Genomic DNA, 17,462 nt, shown 5'->3' with positions numbered 1-17,462 from the left:
GGTCAGGCGTCCTGGTAGGCCTCGATGGACGGGCAGGCGCAGACCAGGTTGCGGTCGCCGTAGACGTTGTCCACGCGGCCCACTGGCGGCCAGTACTTGCCGTCCACCAGGCTGGCGCTGGGGTACACGGCGAGTTCGCGGCTGTAGCGGTGGGTCCACTCGCCGACCAGTTCCTGGGCGGTGTGCGGGGCGTTCTTCAGCGGGTTGTCGTCCTTGTCCAGTTCGCCGTTCTCCACCGCGCGGATTTCCTCGCGGATGCGGATCATGGCGTCGCAGAAGCGGTCCAGCTCTTCCTTCGACTCGCTCTCGGTGGGCTCGATCATCAGGGTGCCCGGCACCGGGAAGGACATGGTCGGGGCGTGGAAGCCGTAGTCGATCAGGCGCTTGGCGACGTCATCGACGCTGATGCCGCTGGTTTCCTTGAGCGGACGCAGGTCGAGGATGCACTCGTGGGCCACCAGGCCGTTGCTGCCGGTGTAGAGCACCGGGTAGTGCTCTTCCAGGCGGCGGGCGATGTAGTTGGCGTTGAGGATCGCCATCTGGGTGGCGCGGCGCAGGCCTTCGCCGCCCATCATGCGGATGTACATCCAGGTGATCGGCAGGATGCTGGCGCTGCCGAACGGCGCCGCGCTGACCGCGCCTTCCTTGCGGGCCATGTGTGCGTGGCCGGGCAGGAAGGGCGCCAGGTGGGCCTTCACGCCGATCGGGCCGACACCCGGGCCGCCGCCGCCGTGGGGGATGCAGAAGGTCTTGTGCAGGTTCAGGTGCGAGACGTCGCCGCCGAACTGGCCCGGGGCGCAGAGGCCGACCATGGCGTTCATGTTGGCGCCGTCGATGTACACCTGGCCGCCGTTGGCGTGGATGATGTCGCAGATTTCGCGGATGCCTTCCTCGAACACGCCGTGGGTCGACGGGTAGGTGATCATCAGCGCGGCGAGGCGATCCTTGTGCTCCTCGGCCTTGGCCTTGAGGTCGGCGATATCGACGTTGCCGCGGGCGTCGCAGGCGGTCACCACCACGCGCATGCCGACCATGCTGGCGGTGGCCGGGTTGGTGCCGTGGGCCGATTGCGGGATCAGGCAGATGTCGCGCTGGTCGTCGCCACGGCTGAGGTGGTAGGCGCGGATCGCCAGCAGGCCGGCGTACTCGCCCTGGGAGCCGGCGTTGGGCTGCAGGGACACGGCGTCATAGCCGGTGGCCTGGCAGAGCATGGCTTCCAGCTCGCGGGTCAGTTCCAGGTAGCCCTGGGACTGTTCGGCCGGGGCGAAGGGGTGCAGGGCGCCGAACTCGGCCCAGGTCACCGGGATCATTTCGCTGGCGGCGTTCAGCTTCATGGTGCAGGAGCCCAGCGGGATCATGCTGCGGTCCAGCGCCAGGTCCTTGTCGGCGAGCTTGCGCAGGTAGCGCATCAGCTCGGTTTCCGAGTGGTAGCGGTTGAATACCGGGTGGCTGAGGATCGCGCTCTGGCGCAGCAGGGCGGCCGGCAGGCGGCTGGCGACCGTGGCGGCCAGTTCGGCGAAGACCGGCAGGGCCTGGCCGTCGGCGAAGAGTGCCCAGAGCTGCTCGACGTCGGCCTGGGTGGTGGTCTCGTCAAGGGACAGGCCGAGGCGCGCGGCATCCACTTCACGCAGGTTGAGGTGCTGGGCGCGGGCCTGGGCGTGCCGGTCGGCGGTCTTGGCGCCGGTGGCCAGGGTCAGGGTGTCGAAGAAGGCTTCCTGCTCGACGGCAACCCCCAGCTGGGTCAGGCCGGCGGCGAGGATGGCGGTTAGCTGGTGCACGCGCCGGGCGATGCGGGTCAGGCCCTGCGGACCGTGGTAGACGGCGTACATGCTGGCGATGTTGGCCAGCAGCACCTGCGCGGTGCAGATGTTGCTGGTGGCCTTCTCGCGGCGGATGTGCTGTTCGCGGGTCTGCATGGCCAGGCGCAGGGCCGGCTTGCCGTGGCGGTCGATGGAGACGCCGACCAGGCGGCCCGGCATGTCGCGCTTGAAGTTGTCGCGGGTGGCGAAGTAGGCCGCGTGCGGGCCGCCGAAGCCCAGCGGCACGCCGAAGCGCTGGGCGCTGCCGAGGGCGACGTCGGCACCGAACTCGCCGGGCGGGGTGAGCAGGGTCAGGGCCAGCAGGTCGGCGGCGACGGCGACCAGGGCGCCGGCGGCGTGGAAGCGCGCCACCAGCTCGCGGTAGTCGAAGAGGTCGCCGTTGGCGGCGGGGTACTGCAGCAGGGCGCCGAAGTAGGCGCTGGCGTCGCTGAGCTCACGCTCGTCGCCGATCACCACTTCGATGCCCAGCGGCTCGGCGCGGGTGCGCAGCACGTCGAGGGTCTGCGGGTGGCAGTGCTGGGAGGCGAAGAAGGCGTTGCTGGCCTTGTTCTTCGCCAGGCGCTTGCAGAAGGTCATGGCTTCGGCGGCGGCGGTGCCTTCGTCGAGCAAGGAGGCGTTGGCCACCGGCAGGCCGGCGAGGTCGCTGACCAGGGTCTGGAAGTTCAGCAGGGCTTCCAGGCGGCCCTGGGAGATTTCCGGCTGGTAGGGGGTGTAGGCGGTGTACCAGGCGGGGTTTTCCAGCAGGTTGCGGAGGATCGGGCTGGGGGTGTGGCAAGGGTAGTAGCCCTGGCCGATGTAGCTCTTGAACAGCTGGTTCTTCGCGGCGATGGCCTTGATCGCGGCGAGCGCTTCGGCCTCGCCCTGGCCGGCCGGCAGGTCGAGCACGCTGGTGCCCTTGATGCTGTCGGGGATGACGCTCGCGGTCAGCCCTTCGATGTCTTCATAACCGAGCAGAGCCAGCATGGCCTTGGTATCGGCGTCGCGCGGGCCGATGTGGCGGGCGATGAATTCGTTGGTGGTGCCGAGGGCAGGGGTTTCGATGGTCATGGTCGCTCCTCAGCCGTTGGCTTTCAGCAGGTTTTCGTAGCCGGCCTGGTCGAGGAGGCCGTCGAGGATGCTGGCGTCGGCCAGCTGCATGCGGAAGAACCAGCCTTTACCGAGGGGTTCTTCGTTGACCAGTTCCGGGCTGTCGGCCAATTGCTGGTTCACTTCGATCACTTCACCGTCGAGAGGCATGACGATGTTGCTGGCGGCTTTCACCGATTCCAGTACGGCGACTTCTTCGCCTTGGGTGTAAGCCTGCAGTTCCGGGAGTTGAACGAAGACCACGTCGCCCAGCGCGTCTTGCGCGTACTCGGTAATGCCGACGGTAACGCTGCCGTCTTCTTCAAGGCGCAGCCATTCGTGGTCGGCGGTGAAACGCAAATCGCTCATTCTTGGTCCTCAACTCGTATGACGCGCCTGTTTCTGATGCCAGGCGCTTAGCCCCGCACGCGGTCATGGCCGCGCGCTGTTGCCCGGCCTTTAGCAAGGGCAGTGCCAGAAGGTGTAAAGCCTTTAAAATCAATGCTTTGAATAGTTTTTATGAAGATTTACGCGAATCTGGCTGTAGCGAAATCGCTACGGTGAAGAAAGGGATTTTCATGAGGGCTGAGCCGAAGCCAGAGATGACGGGGGTTGTGATGTCTTGTTGCGGAATCGTTACGCTGTAGCGATATCGCTACAGGCGTGTTTTGGTGTCTATCTAAAATCTTATAAATCAATAAGATAGGTAGTTTTTATGATGCTTTGGGTTAATTATTTATTCTCTGTAGCAGCGAATTCATTCGCGAATGCCCTTGCAGCGCGCTCTGAGAGCTGCCGGTCAGGCTAATCGGCCTGCGTCGCGAATGAATTCGTCTCTGCATCTTCGCATGAAAAATTTATCTATTAATCAATAAGATAGATTGTCTATCTAGAAAATTTATTAAGATTTTCCGGGAATGCCGTACTTGCGCAGCCGGTGGGCAATGGCGGTGTGGGAGGTTTGTAGCCGGGCAGCCAGTTGGCGCGTAGAGGGGTAAGTGACGAAGAGCTTTTCCAGCAGCGCCCGTTCGAAGTTCTCCACGGCTTCTTCCAGGCTGTTCACCTCGCCATCGCTCGCCCGCGCCACGGCGGTGCCGGCAATATCCAGGTCGCCGATTTCCACCAGGCTGCTTTCGCAGATGGCTGCGGCTCGGAAGATCACGTTCTGCAGCTGGCGCACGTTGCCTGGCCAGCGGTTGCCGAGTAGTGCCTGGAACGTACCCGGTGCCAGGCGGCAAGCCGGGCGTTGGATCTGGGTGCAGGCCTGCTGCATGAAGAAGCGCGCCAGCAGCAGGATGTCCTGCCCGCGTTCCCGCAGCGGAGGCACTTCCAGGTTGAGCACATTGAGGCGGTAGAAGAGGTCTTCGCGGAATGTGCCTTCGCTGACCATCTTTTCCAGGTTCCGGTGAGTGGCGCTGAGAATGCGCACGTCCACCTTGATCTCGCGATCGCCGCCCACCCGGCGGAAGGTGCCGTCGCTGAGGAAGCGCAGCAGCTTGGCCTGCAGGTAAGGCGACATTTCGCCGATCTCGTCGAGGAACACCGTGCCCTGGTGGGCCAGCTCCAGCAGACCGGGCTTGCCGCCGCGCTGGGCGCCGGTGAAGGCGCCTGGGGCATAGCCGAACAGCTCGCTTTCCGCCAGGTTTTCCGGTAGCGCCGCGCAATTCAGTGCCAGGAAGGGTTGGTTGCGACGGGTGCTCGCGGCATGGCAGGCGCGGGCCACCAGTTCCTTGCCGGTACCGGTTTCACCATGGATCAGCAGCGGCGCGTCGAGCGATGCCACGCGCTGGGCGCGAGTCTTGAGGGTGGCCATGGGTGCCGAGTCGCCCAGCAGCGCATCGAAGCCTTCCGCGGCATGGTCGTGGTGCAGCGCCGAGAGGCGCTCGCCTATGCGATTGGGCTGGTAGAGCGTCAGTAGGGCGCCAGTCAGGTGGTCACCCTCGGTAATGGGGACTGCGTCCAGCAGCAGTGCCTGGCCCTTGAGCGTGATTTCCCGCAGGGGGAGCCGGAAGCTGTGCTCCAGCAGTGCACTGTGCAGGCTGTCGTCACCAAACAGCTGCGCCAGTGGCCGGCCCTCCGGTTCGTCACCATAAAGGGCGATCAGTGCCGGGTTGGCCAGTAGGATGCGGCCCGCGCCATCCACGGCAAGTACCGGGTCGGTCATCGCCGCCAGCAGTGCATCGAGCTGCAGGCGCCGGCGCTGACCGGGAAGGATGTCCACCACCGTCACTTCCTGCACACCTTGCACCGCATGCAGGGCCTCGCGCAGCTCGTCGAGCACTTCGGGGCTGAGGGTGGGGGCGTCGATGTAGACGTTGGGCGGAACCATCTCGACCGCATCCAGGTTGAGATTACGGCCGCCGAGCAGGGCCAGGACCTCCTGGGTGATGCCGACGCGGTCGATGAAGGTGACGTGAATTCGCATGGAAACGCTGGGCTGGCGATTTGAAGGGGCGAATTATGCCCGGTCTGTCGTCCTTAGGTAACAGGCCGTCGTGGTTGTAGTAGTCCGGTATTACCCGTCGCGTAGGTGGTTCTGGTCGAATGGCGCCTCGCATTCGAGGAGTAGCGCGATGACCTTCAACACCGAAATCCAGCCCGGCGTTTGCCTGGAGCCGGACACCGTGACCCAGGACTACGTCTTCAACCACAGCATGCTCAGGGTGAAGGACCCTCAGCGCTCCCTGGACTTCTACACCCGTGTGCTGGGTATGCGCCTGTTGCGTCGACTGGACTTCGAGCAGGGGCGCTTCTCTCTTTATTTTCTGGCCATGACTCGGGGTGACGACGTGCCGGAAGACGTTGCGGATCGCCAGGCCTATGCCTTCAGCCGTTCAGGGGTTCTGGAGCTGACGCACAACTGGGGCACCGAGAGCGATGACAGCGCGTACCACAACGGCAATAGCGAGCCGCGCGGCTTTGGCCACATCTGCTTCGCTGTGCCCGACATCAAGGCCGCCTGTGCGCGCTTCGAGGCGCTGGGCGTGAGCTTCGTCAAGCCGCTGGACAGGGGCATGGCAAACATCGCCTTCATCGGCGACCCGGATGGTTATTGGATCGAGATCGTCCAGCCTGGGTTGGTCTGAGAGCGGCACAGGGGGCAACTACCCACGAAGAGGGCCCCGTTGCCCATGAAAAAGCCCCGCATTTGCGGGGCTTTTCATTTTTGGCTGTTTCATCAGCAGGTCAGGGCTCTCTGTGCCCGGTCGATCACGTTCTTCAAGTGATCGGCGTCGCCATAATGCTCCGGGTACAAACGTTCGCTGTGACGGGCAACACCAAACTCGTTGACGATGGTGAAGCTGAAATTACCATTGCGAGCGGCAGTGATATGGCAAGTGAACGGCGCAAATGCGTGGGTCAGGGTGCTGATTGCAGCTTGTGCTTGATGATGGATAGTCATCGTGTTGCTTCCTTCGTTTTGCGGCCATGGGCCGCCAGACAATGGCTCCGAATCCGCCGAGCAACAGACTCTGGTCGGATGATCCTTATCGGAGCAAGGGTGCCGGCATGAAGTTCCCCGATCGGGATCAAGCTCTGGCAGCTGGTACTTGGGATGCCAGGTGCTGCGCCGGGCAAGGGTCTGGCTCGGCTGGCAGTCCTGGTCAATCTACCGTGCGTTCATGACAGCTTTGCTGCATCGCTTCAGGGCGGGAGCTGCTGTCTTACAGGCGGCGGGGGTGGCCATGTCCCTTTGGCAAGGCTCGTTCGGAATCGAATGAGCGAGGGATCGGAGGGCCGGATTGACTTACAACTTGGTACTAACGGCGGCGACCGTAATGGATCTCTTCGCAAAAATCAAGCCATTTTAGTGGCTCTGCGGCAATTGGCTGATGTTGATTTCGGTGACGAGGGACGTCCGTGCCGGTGGCGTGCGGGCGAGCAGGGGGCAGAAACGGTCCAGCGACTGGATCAGGTCCCACTGCAGTTCCAGGTCATGGCCAAGGCCGGTTACCTGGTCGAGCAGGCCCACGGAGGCTGCTTGCAGGTTGTTGTCGGTGGAGCCGGCCATGCTGGCGGTGACTTTGGCCAGCAGTGTGGTGATTGCCGTCATGTTACGTGTGGTGAGGGCCAGGATATTGGCCAGCAAGGCAATTTCGCTTTGCGGTATTTGTTGTTCGGGAATCTGGTCCATGAATGCTCCGCTAGGGCCATCAGTCCATATGGCGATGCGCCATTATCGATCTGAGATAGTTGTCACAACGATGGAGTCACGTTGACAACTGATGCTGGGAAATCTCTGAACAGCTTGTAGGAGAATGGCTATCTCTCTCGGGGATATGACGCAGACTCATCGGTCTAGTTCCAAAGCAGCATTGCCACGACTTTGGTCGGGTTCGAATCTAGGATCGTTCCCCTCTGGTATCCGGCCTGTCATGCCCCGTCATATTGAATCCACCGCGCAGCAGCGATCACAGGATGTGCACCTGGCAAACGGCCTTCAGGGGCGCCTGGTGTACCGGCCCGGTACAGCAATGTGTGCTGTTCTGGTGGATATAGAGGGCGGTAGCCACGACGAACCGGCCGAGTACCCCGGACTTGCACACTTTCTCGAACATCTCGTGTTTCTCGGCAGCCGCGATTTTGCGCCGGAGCAGAGCCTGATTCCCTTCGTCCAGCGCCTGGGCGGGCGGGTCAATGCCAGTACCCAGGCGCGCCAGACACGCTTCTTTTGCGAAGTACCGGCAACGCACCTTGACCAGGCACTGGCGCGGCTGATGGACATGCTCGCGAATCCCTTGTTGGCGACGGAGGCCGTATGGCGCGAGCGTGACGTGCTGCAAGCCGAGTACAGCGCCCGTACGCAGGACCGACAGACCCTTTGCGAAGCGGCACTGGCATGGGCCCTGGCGCCCGGTCACCCGCTGGCGGACTTCCACGCGGGCCATGCTGCCAGCCTGGACCTGCAATCGCCTGCATTCTTGCCGACGCTCCGGCAATTCCACCGGGAACACTACCTGCCTGGTCACATGCGCCTGACATTAGTGGCGCCGCAGTCGTTGGAGCAGCAACTCGAGCTCGCTCGGCGCCATGGTGAATCGCTGCTGGCGGGAAAGCATCTGCCCGTACCGGGCGCGCCATCCCTGCTGCCCTTGCGTGAGAAACGGCTTCGCCTCGGGCTGCCAGGTGGCTCTGAAAATCTGCTTTTGGCCTTTGCGCTGGAACAGCAGGGGGCCGCTCTGGAAGCCGCCGTTGCCTTTCTCGACAGCCTGATTCAGGACGAGGCGCCTGGTGGATTGCAGGCAAGGCTCGGCTTTCTCGAACTGAGCGACGGCGTGAAGGTGCGCCTTTCTTACGCCCATCGCGGGCAGGGCCTGTTGCTGATGGACTTCGATCGGGTGCCGGGCGCGGATTGTGCTCGACTGGAGTCGGAAGTGCTGGGCTGGCTGGCCTTCCTGCGCGCCGCAGCGCCTTGGCCGGGGGTCTGGGAGGAGCGGCTGGAGATCCTGCAGCGCAGGATCGATCGCCTGGAGCCGCTGGAAGTCGCGATGGCACCAGGGCTTCCAGAGCAGGCGGATGTGCGTTCGCTGCTGGACGAGATGCGGGAAGAGCGTCTGATACGCCTTGAAACCAGTACGTCAATCGGTACGCCAAACGTGGAGTCAGCAGGTTTCCCCTTGCACCTGGAGCGTCTGGACGTCTGCTCTGGAGCGCACTCCATCAATCGATGGCAACTTCCGCCCGCCAATCCCTACCTGAGTCCGACAGCCCCCGCATCAGCGGCGGACCCGCTGCTGACTTTGCTGCCGGAACTACCGGACGCCCCAGGGCAAGGCGCACTGTTCCTGCACTGGAGCCCCGGTGGAGGAGGATTGCCTCATGGGCTAGCCCATGGCTTGCAGCGAGCGCTGCGGCCGCTCCTGAGTGCCGCAGCCCTGGCGGAAGTAGAAGGTGAGCTGCAGGTGGTCCGCGGCGGCTTGACGTTGGCTCTGCAGGGTGAGGCGCGAGCACTGCGCCAGGTTGCCGGCGACGCGCTGCCCATTTTGCAGGCTCCTCCGCTCTGGGCGCTGGCCCAGGGGCCGCGTTTGCAACTAAGCGAGCTGCGCCGCCAGGCTGGCGAGCTTCCCATCCGCCAGTTGCTGCAACGGCTGCCGGGCGTGCTCGACGATGCATCGACGGAAGCACCAGGCGTGCTCGATCCGGAATCACTGGCGCGCTTCTGGTGGCGATCGCGTTGGCAAGGGTTGGGCTTGGGAGATGTGGCCGTGGATGCCGACTTGCCGGGCTTGCCAGCGTTCCCCAGGAGGGCGGCGGGGGGGGGGAGACGCACCTGGCATCGACTGGATGTGGAAGGTGAAGCGGCGTTGCTGCTGTTCTATCCCCTTGAATCCCTCAGTGCGGAGTCCGAGGCCGCCGGACGCCTCCTTGCACGTATATTGGAACCCGCTTTTCACCAGCGCCTGCGCGGTGAACTGCAGCTGGGATATGCGCTGGCCTGTGGCTTCAGGCAGTTCGATGGCTATCGAGGCGTCTTGTTCGCCGTACAGTCGCCATGTGAGACCGTCGCCGGTCTCTACCAGCACATCCAGGAATTCCTTCTGCGACAGCACGAACGCCTGTCACGCCTGGATCAGGCGCAGCTGCACGAGCTGGTCCTGGCCCTTGACCAGCAGTTGGACCGACAAGGCGTGCACTTCGCTACCCATGCCCACCAGTGCTGGCTCGATTACCGGGCCGGCCTGCCGGCCGACCATTCCCAGCAGGTACGCCGCTCTCTGGCGGGACTGCAAACCGCGCGCCTGCTGCAACAGCAGGAGCACCTGATTAAAGGCTTGCGCTGCCAGGCCCTGGCCAACTCCGAAGTCCCTGCATCGAGCTGGTACTGACTCTTCTGATCCACTCCTTTTCCACTCCTGGAGGACGAACCCGAATGGGCCTCGTCCTTTTGTGCTGTGCCTCGGTCCGTCGGTGTACGACCTTCGGGGCGCCGGGTCTTAAGTCTTGCCGGTGCGGCTCGCACTACCCGGCCAAAGCAGCGCAGAACCCGTGCCATTGCAGCGTATGGCAGCCCTGATGGGGTTTCGATAATCGCCTCCGACACGACTGGCCTGCCCAGTCGTCAATCCACAGCGGAGAGCGTCATGCACAACAAGAAGATCGCCCAAGCCCGTATGTCCCGCCTCGCCCTCGCGGCAGCGGTAGCCCTGGCCACCCAGCAGGCAGCCGCCGAAATCGTCCTTTATGACCAGGACCAGACCACGTTCTCCACTGACGGCTACGTCAACGCCTTCTATGTGAACAGCGATGTGGACCGTGACGGTGAGCAGTTCGACCGTCGCCAGGCGCGGGTCAAGATGGGGTTCCTGCCCAACTGGATCGGTTTCAACATGGGCAAGCAGGTGGATGACCTCAAGCTCGGCGCCCGTTCATCCTTCTGGGTCACCATCAACGACAGCGAAACCAATGGCACCGCCACTGCCATCGATGTCCGTCAGTTCTACGGCACCGCAGGTGGTGACTGGGGCGAGGTACTGGTGGGCAAGGACTTCGGCCTGTTCGCGCGTTCCAACATCCTGCTCGACGAACTGCTCGCCGGTTACGGCCAGGTCAGCGACACCCTGGGCCTGGTGGATGGCGGCGGCGTGTCCTTCGGCAACATCGGCAGCGGATACCCCTATCCGTTCCCGACTTCGCAGATCACCTATCGCAGCCCGAAAACCGACGGCCTGCGCGCCGCCGTGGGCATCATGGACCCGGTGGACACCAATGACGACAGTCCCACCGGCAAGGCCTACCAGGAGAATCCGCGTTTCGAGTCCGAGATCACCTACGAGTTCGACCTGGGTGGCGCGCAGATCTACTCCTGGGTCAACGGCGCCTACCAGACCTCGGAGAATACCGACCCCAACGTCGATAGCGTCACCTCCAAGGGCCTGGGCTATGGCGTACAGGCCAAGATGGGCGCCTTCACCCTGGTGGGTTCAGGCTTCCAGGCCAAGGGCATCAATCCATTCTTCACCAACAACGCCGGCGAACCGACCCTGCGCGAAGTGGACAGCGACGGCTACCTGATGCAGGGCTCCTACCGCTTTGGCAAGAACCGCCTGGCGCTGTCCTACGGCAAGACCAAGGACGATGGTAACGGCGTGGTCAATACCGGCGCCGACTACGAGACCCGTGGCATCGCGCTGTTCCATGACATCAATGACAACCTCAAGCTGGTAGCCGAGTACAACCAGTTCGAAATCGACGGTCATGAAGGTGATGCCCAGAACGAAGACACCGATACCGTCGCCGTGGGTGCCGTGCTGACCTGGTAAACCCTGCTCCAGATTGCTCCGGTTTTGGCGGGAGAGGCTGTGGTCCTCCCGCCTTTTTTATTGAGAGTGTCGGGCACTGACTGCTTTCTCTGGGAGAAGGCCCGGTGCGCACAGCTCTGGCCCCCCTACCTTCGAACTAGTCCGCCCGCTACCCAAGAAGGATGGGGCGCTTCGATATCTGTCCGTAGAATTTTCCTATCCCGAACAAGCCTATTGAGTGAGACCGAGGATGCTCGAAGTACCGGCAGAGGGCGTCGTCACCGCCATGTCGCTGGCCAGCGAGGCGGAGGCTGTGGCGCAAGACCTGGCACGCCAGCTCATCCACCCGCACCTGGGGGTCGTGCTGTTCTTCTGTTCGGCCGAGTACGACCTGGAAGCCCTGGGCCACGCACTGGAGCAGTATTTCGGCGGCGTACGCCTGGTGGGATGCACCAGCGCGGGGGAAATCACGCCGCAGGGATATGGCCGCAACTGCGTCAGCGCGGTCGGGTTTGATCATCGTACCTTCTCGATCGCCAGCGCTCTGGTGGACGAGATGGATCGATTCGGGCTGATCGACGCCCAGCAACTGGTCGAGCGACTGGTGCAGGACTGCCGGGCCAATTCCCTGGCACCGATCAAGGGCCACAGCTTCGCCCTGACCCTGCTGGACGGCCTGTCCAGCCGCGAAGAGGTGGTGCTGGCGGCGCTCGGTGCCGCGTTCGGCAGCATCCCGCACTTCGGCGGTTCGGCCGCCGATGATCATCACCTCAAGCACACCCACGTCTATTACGAAGGGCGCTTCCATGCGGGCGCAGCGGTGGTGGTGCTAGTCAATACCGCGCTGGATTTCGAGGTGTTCAGCACTCATCACATCCTGCCGGGCACCGAGAAACTCGTGGTCACTCGCGCCGACAACGCCAGCCGCAGGGTTTTCGAGCTCAACGCCGAACCTGCGGCGGAAGTCTATGCGCGGATGACCGGTGTGCCGCTCGAGGCCCTGGACCTGAGAGTGTTTGCTGCGCATCCCCTGGCGGTACGCCTGGGGGATTCGTACTACGTCCGTTCCATACAGCGGGTCAATGCGGATCTCAGTCTGACCTTCTACTGCGCGGTGGAGAACGGCATCGTCCTGACCGCCATGCGCAGGGGGCCAATGCTGCCCAATCTGGAGGCGCTGTTCGAGCGTCTTGGCGAGCGGCTTGGCCCGCCCTTGCTGACCATCGGCTGCGACTGCTTCCTTCGTCGACTGGAAATCGAGAACGACGCAGATGCCGTGGCTCGCACCTCAGAAATCCTGCGTCGGCAGCGGGTCATCGGCTTCAACTCCTATGGAGAGCAGTTCAATGGCATGCACATCAACCAGACCTTCACCGGAGTCGCCATCGGCCGCCGGGGTGGCAATGGATGCCGCTGAGCAGCAGGCGCGCCTGTCTGAGCTCGAGGATGAGAACCGCAAGTTGCGGTGCATCAATGCCGCGTTGATCGAACGGGTGGAGTCCAGCGCTTCGCGCCACGACGACAGCTATGCCGCTTTCCAGCATTCGGTGGTACTGGCCGAGCAGGTGCGCGAGCGAACCGATGCGCTCAATCAGGCCATGGCTGAACTCAAGGCCAGCAACCGGCTGCTGAGCGACGCCCGGTTGCGCGCGGAAACCGCCCACCAGCACCTGATCGACGCCATAGAGAGCATTTCCGACGCCTTCGTGCTATTCGACCGCGATCAGCGCATCGTCCTCTTCAACAGCCGCTTCAAATCCTTCTGGGCCAAGACGCGCGCGCGGATCAGCGCCGGCACCCGGCTTTCGGAAATCCGTCGCCTGGCCGAAAGCACCGGACTAATAGTCGAAGAGCATCGCGGCAGCGATGACAACATCCTCTATCGCTTGCATAACGGCCGCTGGGTGCAGGTCAGCGAACGGCCCACCCGTGAAGGTGGGCTGGTAATCCTCTACACCGATATCACCGAGGTGAAGCAGAGCGAGACCGATCGCCGCGAGCAGGCCCTGGCACAGAAGTCGCGACTGTTGCAGCGCGCCGTGGACAACCTGTCCCAGGGCGTGGCCATGGTCAGCTCCGAGGGCATCCTGGAGCTCTGGAATCATCGCTTCCTCGAACTCTGCGGCCTGGCGCCGGTAGAAGCGCATCGCGCCTTCGCAGGGGTCATGGCCGACAGTGAGCTGCCGTTACTCACACCCGATACCCGCGACGCGAGCGGCCGCCCTGTCCGCGAGATGGAACAACGCTTGTATAACGGCCGGGTGCTGGAGGTCCGCACCCATCCGCTACCCACAGGCGGCTTCGTCAATACCTTCACCGACATCACCGAGCGTTATCGCCATGCTGAGACGCTTGCCGAGAGCGAACGCTGGATTCGCCTGATCACCGACCATGTCCCGGCACTGATCGCCTACCTCAGCGCCGACCTGGTGTACGAGTTCACCAACAAGGTCTACGAGGAGTGGTACCGCTGGCCGCGCGGCGGGATGCTCGGCCAGACATTGCGCGATGTGCACAGCGATGAGCACTGGCGACGCCTGGAGCCTTATGTGGAGAGGGCGCTGAGTGGCGAAAGCCTGTCCTTCGAGGTCACCGAGACCAACCACAACGGCCAGGAACGTTGCATGCTGCGGTCCTACGTGCCCAATCGATTGGCCAATGGCGAAGTGGTCGGCATCTTTGTGCTGATCCGTGACATCACCGAGCGTCGCCGTACCGCCGAGGCCCTGCACCAGGCCTACCAGAACCTGGAACAGCGGGTCCGCGAGCGCACCACCGAGCTGACCGCGCTGAATAGCCAACTGCGCCGCGAGATCGACGAGCGCACACAGGTCGAGTTGCGCCTGCGGGAGGCGAAGTTCGAAGCCGAAAGGGCCAACCTGTCCAAGACCAAGTTCCTCGCAGCGGTCAGCCACGACCTGCTGCAGCCCCTGAACGCCGCACGGCTGTTCACCAGCGCACTGCTGGAACAGCGCAGCCAGACCTGCAATCTCGCTTTGGTACGCAACGTCAGCAACTCACTGGAGGATGTGGAGAACCTGCTGGGTACCCTGGTGGACATTTCCAAGCTGGATGCCGGGGTGATCAAGCCGGATATCGCGCCGTTCGCGGTGAGCGAGCTGCTCGACAACCTGGCCGTGGAGTATCGCCAGATCGCCGCCAGTGAAGGTTTGCGACTGGACTTCGTGGGCAGCTCAGCCCTGGTGCGAAGCGACCTGCAGCTGCTGGCGCGGATTCTGCGCAACCTGCTCAGCAACGCCATCCGCTACACCCCCTCGGGGCGCATCCTGCTGGGGTGTCGCCGCCGTCGGCAAAGCCTGTGGATCGAGGTGCGTGACACCGGGATCGGCATCGCCCAGGACAAGCTTGGCGAGATCTTCCAGGAGTTCAAGCGTGGTGAAGTGGTGCGCGAGAAGCAGGACCGCGGGCTCGGCCTGGGCCTGGCCATCGTCGAGAAGATCGCCCGCATGCTCGGCCACCGCATTCACGTGTCTTCGGAGCTGGGCAAGGGCTCGTTGTTCGCCGTGGAGGTGCCGCTGGCGCGTCGCGTGCCGCGTCAGAAGCTGCAGCACGACGAACCCCACGCGGTGCTGGAGCGGTTGCAAGGGGCACGGGTCTGGGTGCTGGATAACGACGCAGCCATCTGCGCCGGCATGCGCACACTCCTGGAAGGCTGGGGCTGCCAGGTGACTACCGCGCTGTCAGAGGAAGACCTGGCACGCCAGGTGGAAAACTTCCACGCCGAAGCCGATCTGCTGATCGCCGACTACCACCTGGACAACGACTGCAACGGAGTGGACGCCGTGGCCACCATCAACGCCCGCCGCAGCACGCCGCTTCCGGCCCTGATGATCACCGCCAACTACAGCAACGAACTCAAGCAGCAGATGCGCGAGCTCGGCCACACCCTGATGCACAAGCCGGTGCGGCCCATGAAACTGAAGACAGCCATGAGTCATTTGCTGGAGCGTTGAGGGGATGCGTGTCTATACGATTGCCTTGTATTGACGCGGTTGTGGGTTGTCGCGGGCGGAGTTCAACTTGAGCGAAGCGAAACTCAAAGCCACCGGTCAGGTTCGCTGTTGGGCTTCGCTTCGCTCAGCGCCAACCTACGGCAGGTCTGCGACCTGCTCAGCGAATGAATTCGCCCCCACAGGAACGGTGCACCTCAAGCTCGCTGTGGAACTGGCTGGAATTTCGCCCGCAGCACCAGGGCGATGCCGCCAAGCACGGCGACTGAAACCAGCGCCAAACGCAGGCTGATGTGTTCGCCAAGCAGCACTGCGCCGCCCAGGGCGGCGAGGACGGGAACGCTGAGTTGCACGCTGGCGGCCTGAAGGGCGCCCAGGCCCGGGAGGGCGCTGTACCAGATGGCGTAGCCGATGCCGGACGTCAGCGCGCCGGAAAGCAGGGCGTAGCTGAAACCTGGCAGGTCCAGTTTCAGTTGGTCGATGAAGGGCAGCAGGAGTAATCCGGCAAAGGGCAGGGCGCGAATGAAATTGCCGGCCGTAGCGGCCAGGGGCAGGCCAGCCTGGCGGCCGAGCAGCGTGTAGGCGCCCCAGGCAAAGCCGGCGAGCAGCATCAGCAGGCCGCCCAAAAGCGGGGGCGCGCTGGCGCCGGGCAGCAGCAGGACCACCAACCCTCCCGTGGCCAGGGTGAAGCCCAGGGCCTGTTGCGGGTTCAGCCGCTCACCGCGCAGGAGGCCAAAGACCACCATGCACAGTTGCACGGCGCCGAACAACAACAGCGCGCCGGCACCGGCGTCCAGTTGCAAGTAGGCGTAAGAGAAGGCAGCGGCATAGACGAACAACGCCGCCGCTGCGCGCCAATTGCCGGTCGCCGCCAGGGGCTGGCAGCGCAGGCGCAGCAACAGCCAGAGCATCAGGGCACCGGCGGCGATACGGATGGCGGTGAAACTCACCGCATCGATGGCAGTGTGCTTGAGGGCGAGGCGGCAGAGCAGGGAATTTCCGGCAAAGGCCAGCATGGCCAGTGCCGTGAGCAAAAGCGTGCGGGGAGCGGGCATGGCTGTCCTTAGGGAAGTACCCGGTGTTCAACGGCGCAGATAGGCGGTGAAATCGATATCGCTGGCCGAGAGAATGGCCTGTACCCGGTTGTGCACGTTGAGCTTGCGCAGGATCGCCGAAACGTGGGCCTTCACGGTGGTCTCGGCGATGTCCAGGTTGTAGGCGATCTGCTTGTTCGACTCGCCCTTGGTCATCCGCTCCAGCACCAGCAACTGCTTGCGAGTCAGGGCTTGCAGCAGTTCGGGCGGAATGCTGGCTTCGTCATGGTGACGGCGGGGAGACGCCTTCTGCGTGCGAATGATGTCCGAAGGCAGGTAGACGTTACCGTTGAGGATCTGCTCGATGGCGTCGGTCATCTGCGCGCGGGGCGACGACTTGGTGATGAAGCCCACCGCGCCATAGGTGATGGCCTGCAGCACCACCTGCTTGTCCTGCTCGGCGGAGACGATCACCACCGGCACGGTCGGTGCCTCGTTACGCAGGTTGATCAGCCCGTTCAGGCCGTGCATGCCCGGCATGTTCAGGTCGAGGAGAATCAGATCCAGGTCGTCGTGCTCCTGGGTCAGCGCCAGCGCGCTGTCCAGGTCGGCGGTCTCCATCACTTCGCTTTCCGGAAAACCGTCGCTGATGACGTTATGGATGGCTTCGCGGAAGAGCGGGTGGTCATCGGCAATCAGAATTTTGTACACGGCCTTTCACCTCGTTTTTTTCATTATGGTGCGGCATGCCCAACCCTGCCGGGTCAGGGGAATGGAACGGGACGGGCGGGCTGCAGGGGCAGCCCGGCCTGTTCCCAGGCATCGATGCCATCACGGTACCAGTAGAGGTTGGTGTAGCCCAGCGCGGCAGCGCGTTTCACGGCGTTCCAGCTCAGCCAGCAGTCGGAACGGCAGTAGAACACCAGTGGGCGGTTGCTGCGGCCATGGCTGGCTAGTCGCAGATGGCGGCTGAAGTAGCCCAGCCATTCGGCACTGAGTTCGCCATCACCAGTGTTGGCCAGCCAGAGGCTGCCAGGCAGGTTGGCATGGGGTTCGTCTTCGATGAAGCGCCCTTGCAGCCACTGGCGGCGGTAAACGTCCACCAGCAGGGTATCGGGCTGCGCCTTCAACTGAGCCTCAAGCTGGGCGGTATCCAGGGTACGGGCGGATTCAACGTTGGCTGGTGTCGGGCTGCGGTAGCGGGTCAGGCGGTAGCCGTCCGCGGAGAACAGCGGAGTGTCGGCGGCTTCACTGGCAAGCGCGGGTAGCGCAAGGGCAACGCAGGCAATGCAGGTGAGTAGGCGCTTCATGGCGGACGCTCTGTTCTTTTTG

Annotated in this window: 13 protein-coding genes; 5 read left to right on the top strand and 8 right to left on the bottom strand. The window is 63.5% G+C overall.

The features are described from left to right. Window positions 1-2: 2 nt before the first annotated feature. The 3 genes from gcvP to E8E75_RS07630 all read right to left on the bottom strand — a co-directional run bounded on the left by gcvP (window position 3) and on the right by E8E75_RS07630 (window position 5,310). Complete coding sequence (gcvP, locus tag E8E75_RS07640) at window positions 3-2,867, bottom strand: aminomethyl-transferring glycine dehydrogenase (protein ID WP_280358448.1); 2,865 nt, start codon at window positions 2,865-2,867, stop codon at window positions 3-5. Window positions 2,868-2,876: 9 nt separating this feature from the next. Then, on the bottom strand, window positions 2,877-3,254 hold the full coding sequence (gene gcvH / locus E8E75_RS07635) for a glycine cleavage system protein GcvH (RefSeq protein ID WP_120650943.1): 378 nt from the start codon (window positions 3,252-3,254) through the stop codon (window positions 2,877-2,879). A gap of 532 nt (window positions 3,255-3,786) precedes the next feature. Then, window positions 3,787-5,310, bottom strand: a complete 1,524-nt coding sequence (locus tag E8E75_RS07630; RefSeq protein ID WP_120650944.1) for a sigma-54-dependent transcriptional regulator — start codon at window positions 5,308-5,310, stop codon at window positions 3,787-3,789. 148 nt (window positions 5,311-5,458) lie between these two features. Between E8E75_RS07630 and gloA the strand changes: the two genes are divergently transcribed. Beyond that, a complete protein-coding gene (gloA, locus tag E8E75_RS07625; RefSeq protein ID WP_153919673.1) occupies window positions 5,459-5,971 on the top strand; it encodes a lactoylglutathione lyase in 513 nt (170 codons plus the stop codon). 92 nt (window positions 5,972-6,063) lie between these two features. Here gloA and E8E75_RS07620 read toward each other — a convergent pair whose 3' ends face one another. Next, on the bottom strand, window positions 6,064-6,288 hold the full coding sequence (locus tag E8E75_RS07620) for a hypothetical protein (RefSeq protein WP_120650946.1): 225 nt from the start codon (window positions 6,286-6,288) through the stop codon (window positions 6,064-6,066). Between the two features lie 405 nt (window positions 6,289-6,693). Further along, window positions 6,694-7,020, bottom strand: a complete 327-nt coding sequence (locus E8E75_RS07615) for a hypothetical protein (RefSeq protein ID WP_120650947.1) — start codon at window positions 7,018-7,020, stop codon at window positions 6,694-6,696. 241 nt (window positions 7,021-7,261) lie between these two features. Here E8E75_RS07615 and pqqF point away from each other — a divergent pair, with 241 nt between their 5' ends. The 4 genes from pqqF (at window position 7,262) to nahK (ending at window position 15,099) form a co-directional block, all read left to right on the top strand. Next, window positions 7,262-9,712: a pyrroloquinoline quinone biosynthesis protein PqqF gene (gene pqqF, locus E8E75_RS07610; RefSeq protein ID WP_280358441.1), complete on the top strand. Its 2,451-nt coding sequence runs from the start codon at window positions 7,262-7,264 to the stop codon at window positions 9,710-9,712. Window positions 9,713-9,967: 255 nt separating this feature from the next. Then, window positions 9,968-11,146: a porin gene (locus tag E8E75_RS07605; protein ID WP_120650949.1), complete on the top strand. Its 1,179-nt coding sequence runs from the start codon at window positions 9,968-9,970 to the stop codon at window positions 11,144-11,146. 229 nt (window positions 11,147-11,375) lie between these two features. Continuing rightward, window positions 11,376-12,542 carry a nitric oxide-sensing protein NosP gene (gene nosP / locus E8E75_RS07600; RefSeq protein WP_120650950.1) on the top strand — a complete coding sequence of 389 codons (1,167 nt, stop codon included), beginning with the start codon at window positions 11,376-11,378 and terminating at the stop codon, window positions 12,540-12,542. Next, window positions 12,472-15,099 (top strand): hybrid sensor histidine kinase/response regulator NahK/ErcS', encoded by a 2,628-nt coding sequence (gene nahK / locus E8E75_RS07595; protein ID WP_178123497.1) that lies wholly within the window; start codon window positions 12,472-12,474, stop codon window positions 15,097-15,099. The genes nosP and nahK overlap by 71 nt, the downstream gene beginning before the upstream one ends. A gap of 194 nt (window positions 15,100-15,293) precedes the next feature. Here the strand turns inward: nahK and E8E75_RS07590 are convergent, their stop codons facing one another. The 3 genes from E8E75_RS07590 to E8E75_RS07580 are packed head-to-tail and all read right to left on the bottom strand — an operon-like array spanning window position 15,294 to window position 17,440. Continuing rightward, window positions 15,294-16,151, bottom strand: coding sequence for a DMT family transporter (locus tag E8E75_RS07590; RefSeq protein WP_280358439.1), 858 nt, complete (start codon window positions 16,149-16,151; stop codon window positions 15,294-15,296). Between the two features lie 27 nt (window positions 16,152-16,178). Continuing rightward, a complete protein-coding gene (locus E8E75_RS07585) occupies window positions 16,179-16,841 on the bottom strand; it encodes a response regulator transcription factor (RefSeq protein WP_179058335.1) in 663 nt (220 codons plus the stop codon). Between the two features lie 53 nt (window positions 16,842-16,894). Then, window positions 16,895-17,440: a PQQ-dependent catabolism-associated CXXCW motif protein gene (locus E8E75_RS07580; RefSeq protein ID WP_153919682.1), complete on the bottom strand. Its 546-nt coding sequence runs from the start codon at window positions 17,438-17,440 to the stop codon at window positions 16,895-16,897. Window positions 17,441-17,462 lie beyond the last annotated feature (22 nt).

The sequence above is a fragment of the Pseudomonas sp. BN606 genome, assembly GCF_029873115.1.
Classification (GTDB): Bacteria; Pseudomonadota; Gammaproteobacteria; order Pseudomonadales; family Pseudomonadaceae; genus Metapseudomonas.
The sequence above is the reverse complement of the archived record's forward strand: the minus strand, read 5'-3'. Positions and strand labels throughout refer to the sequence as shown.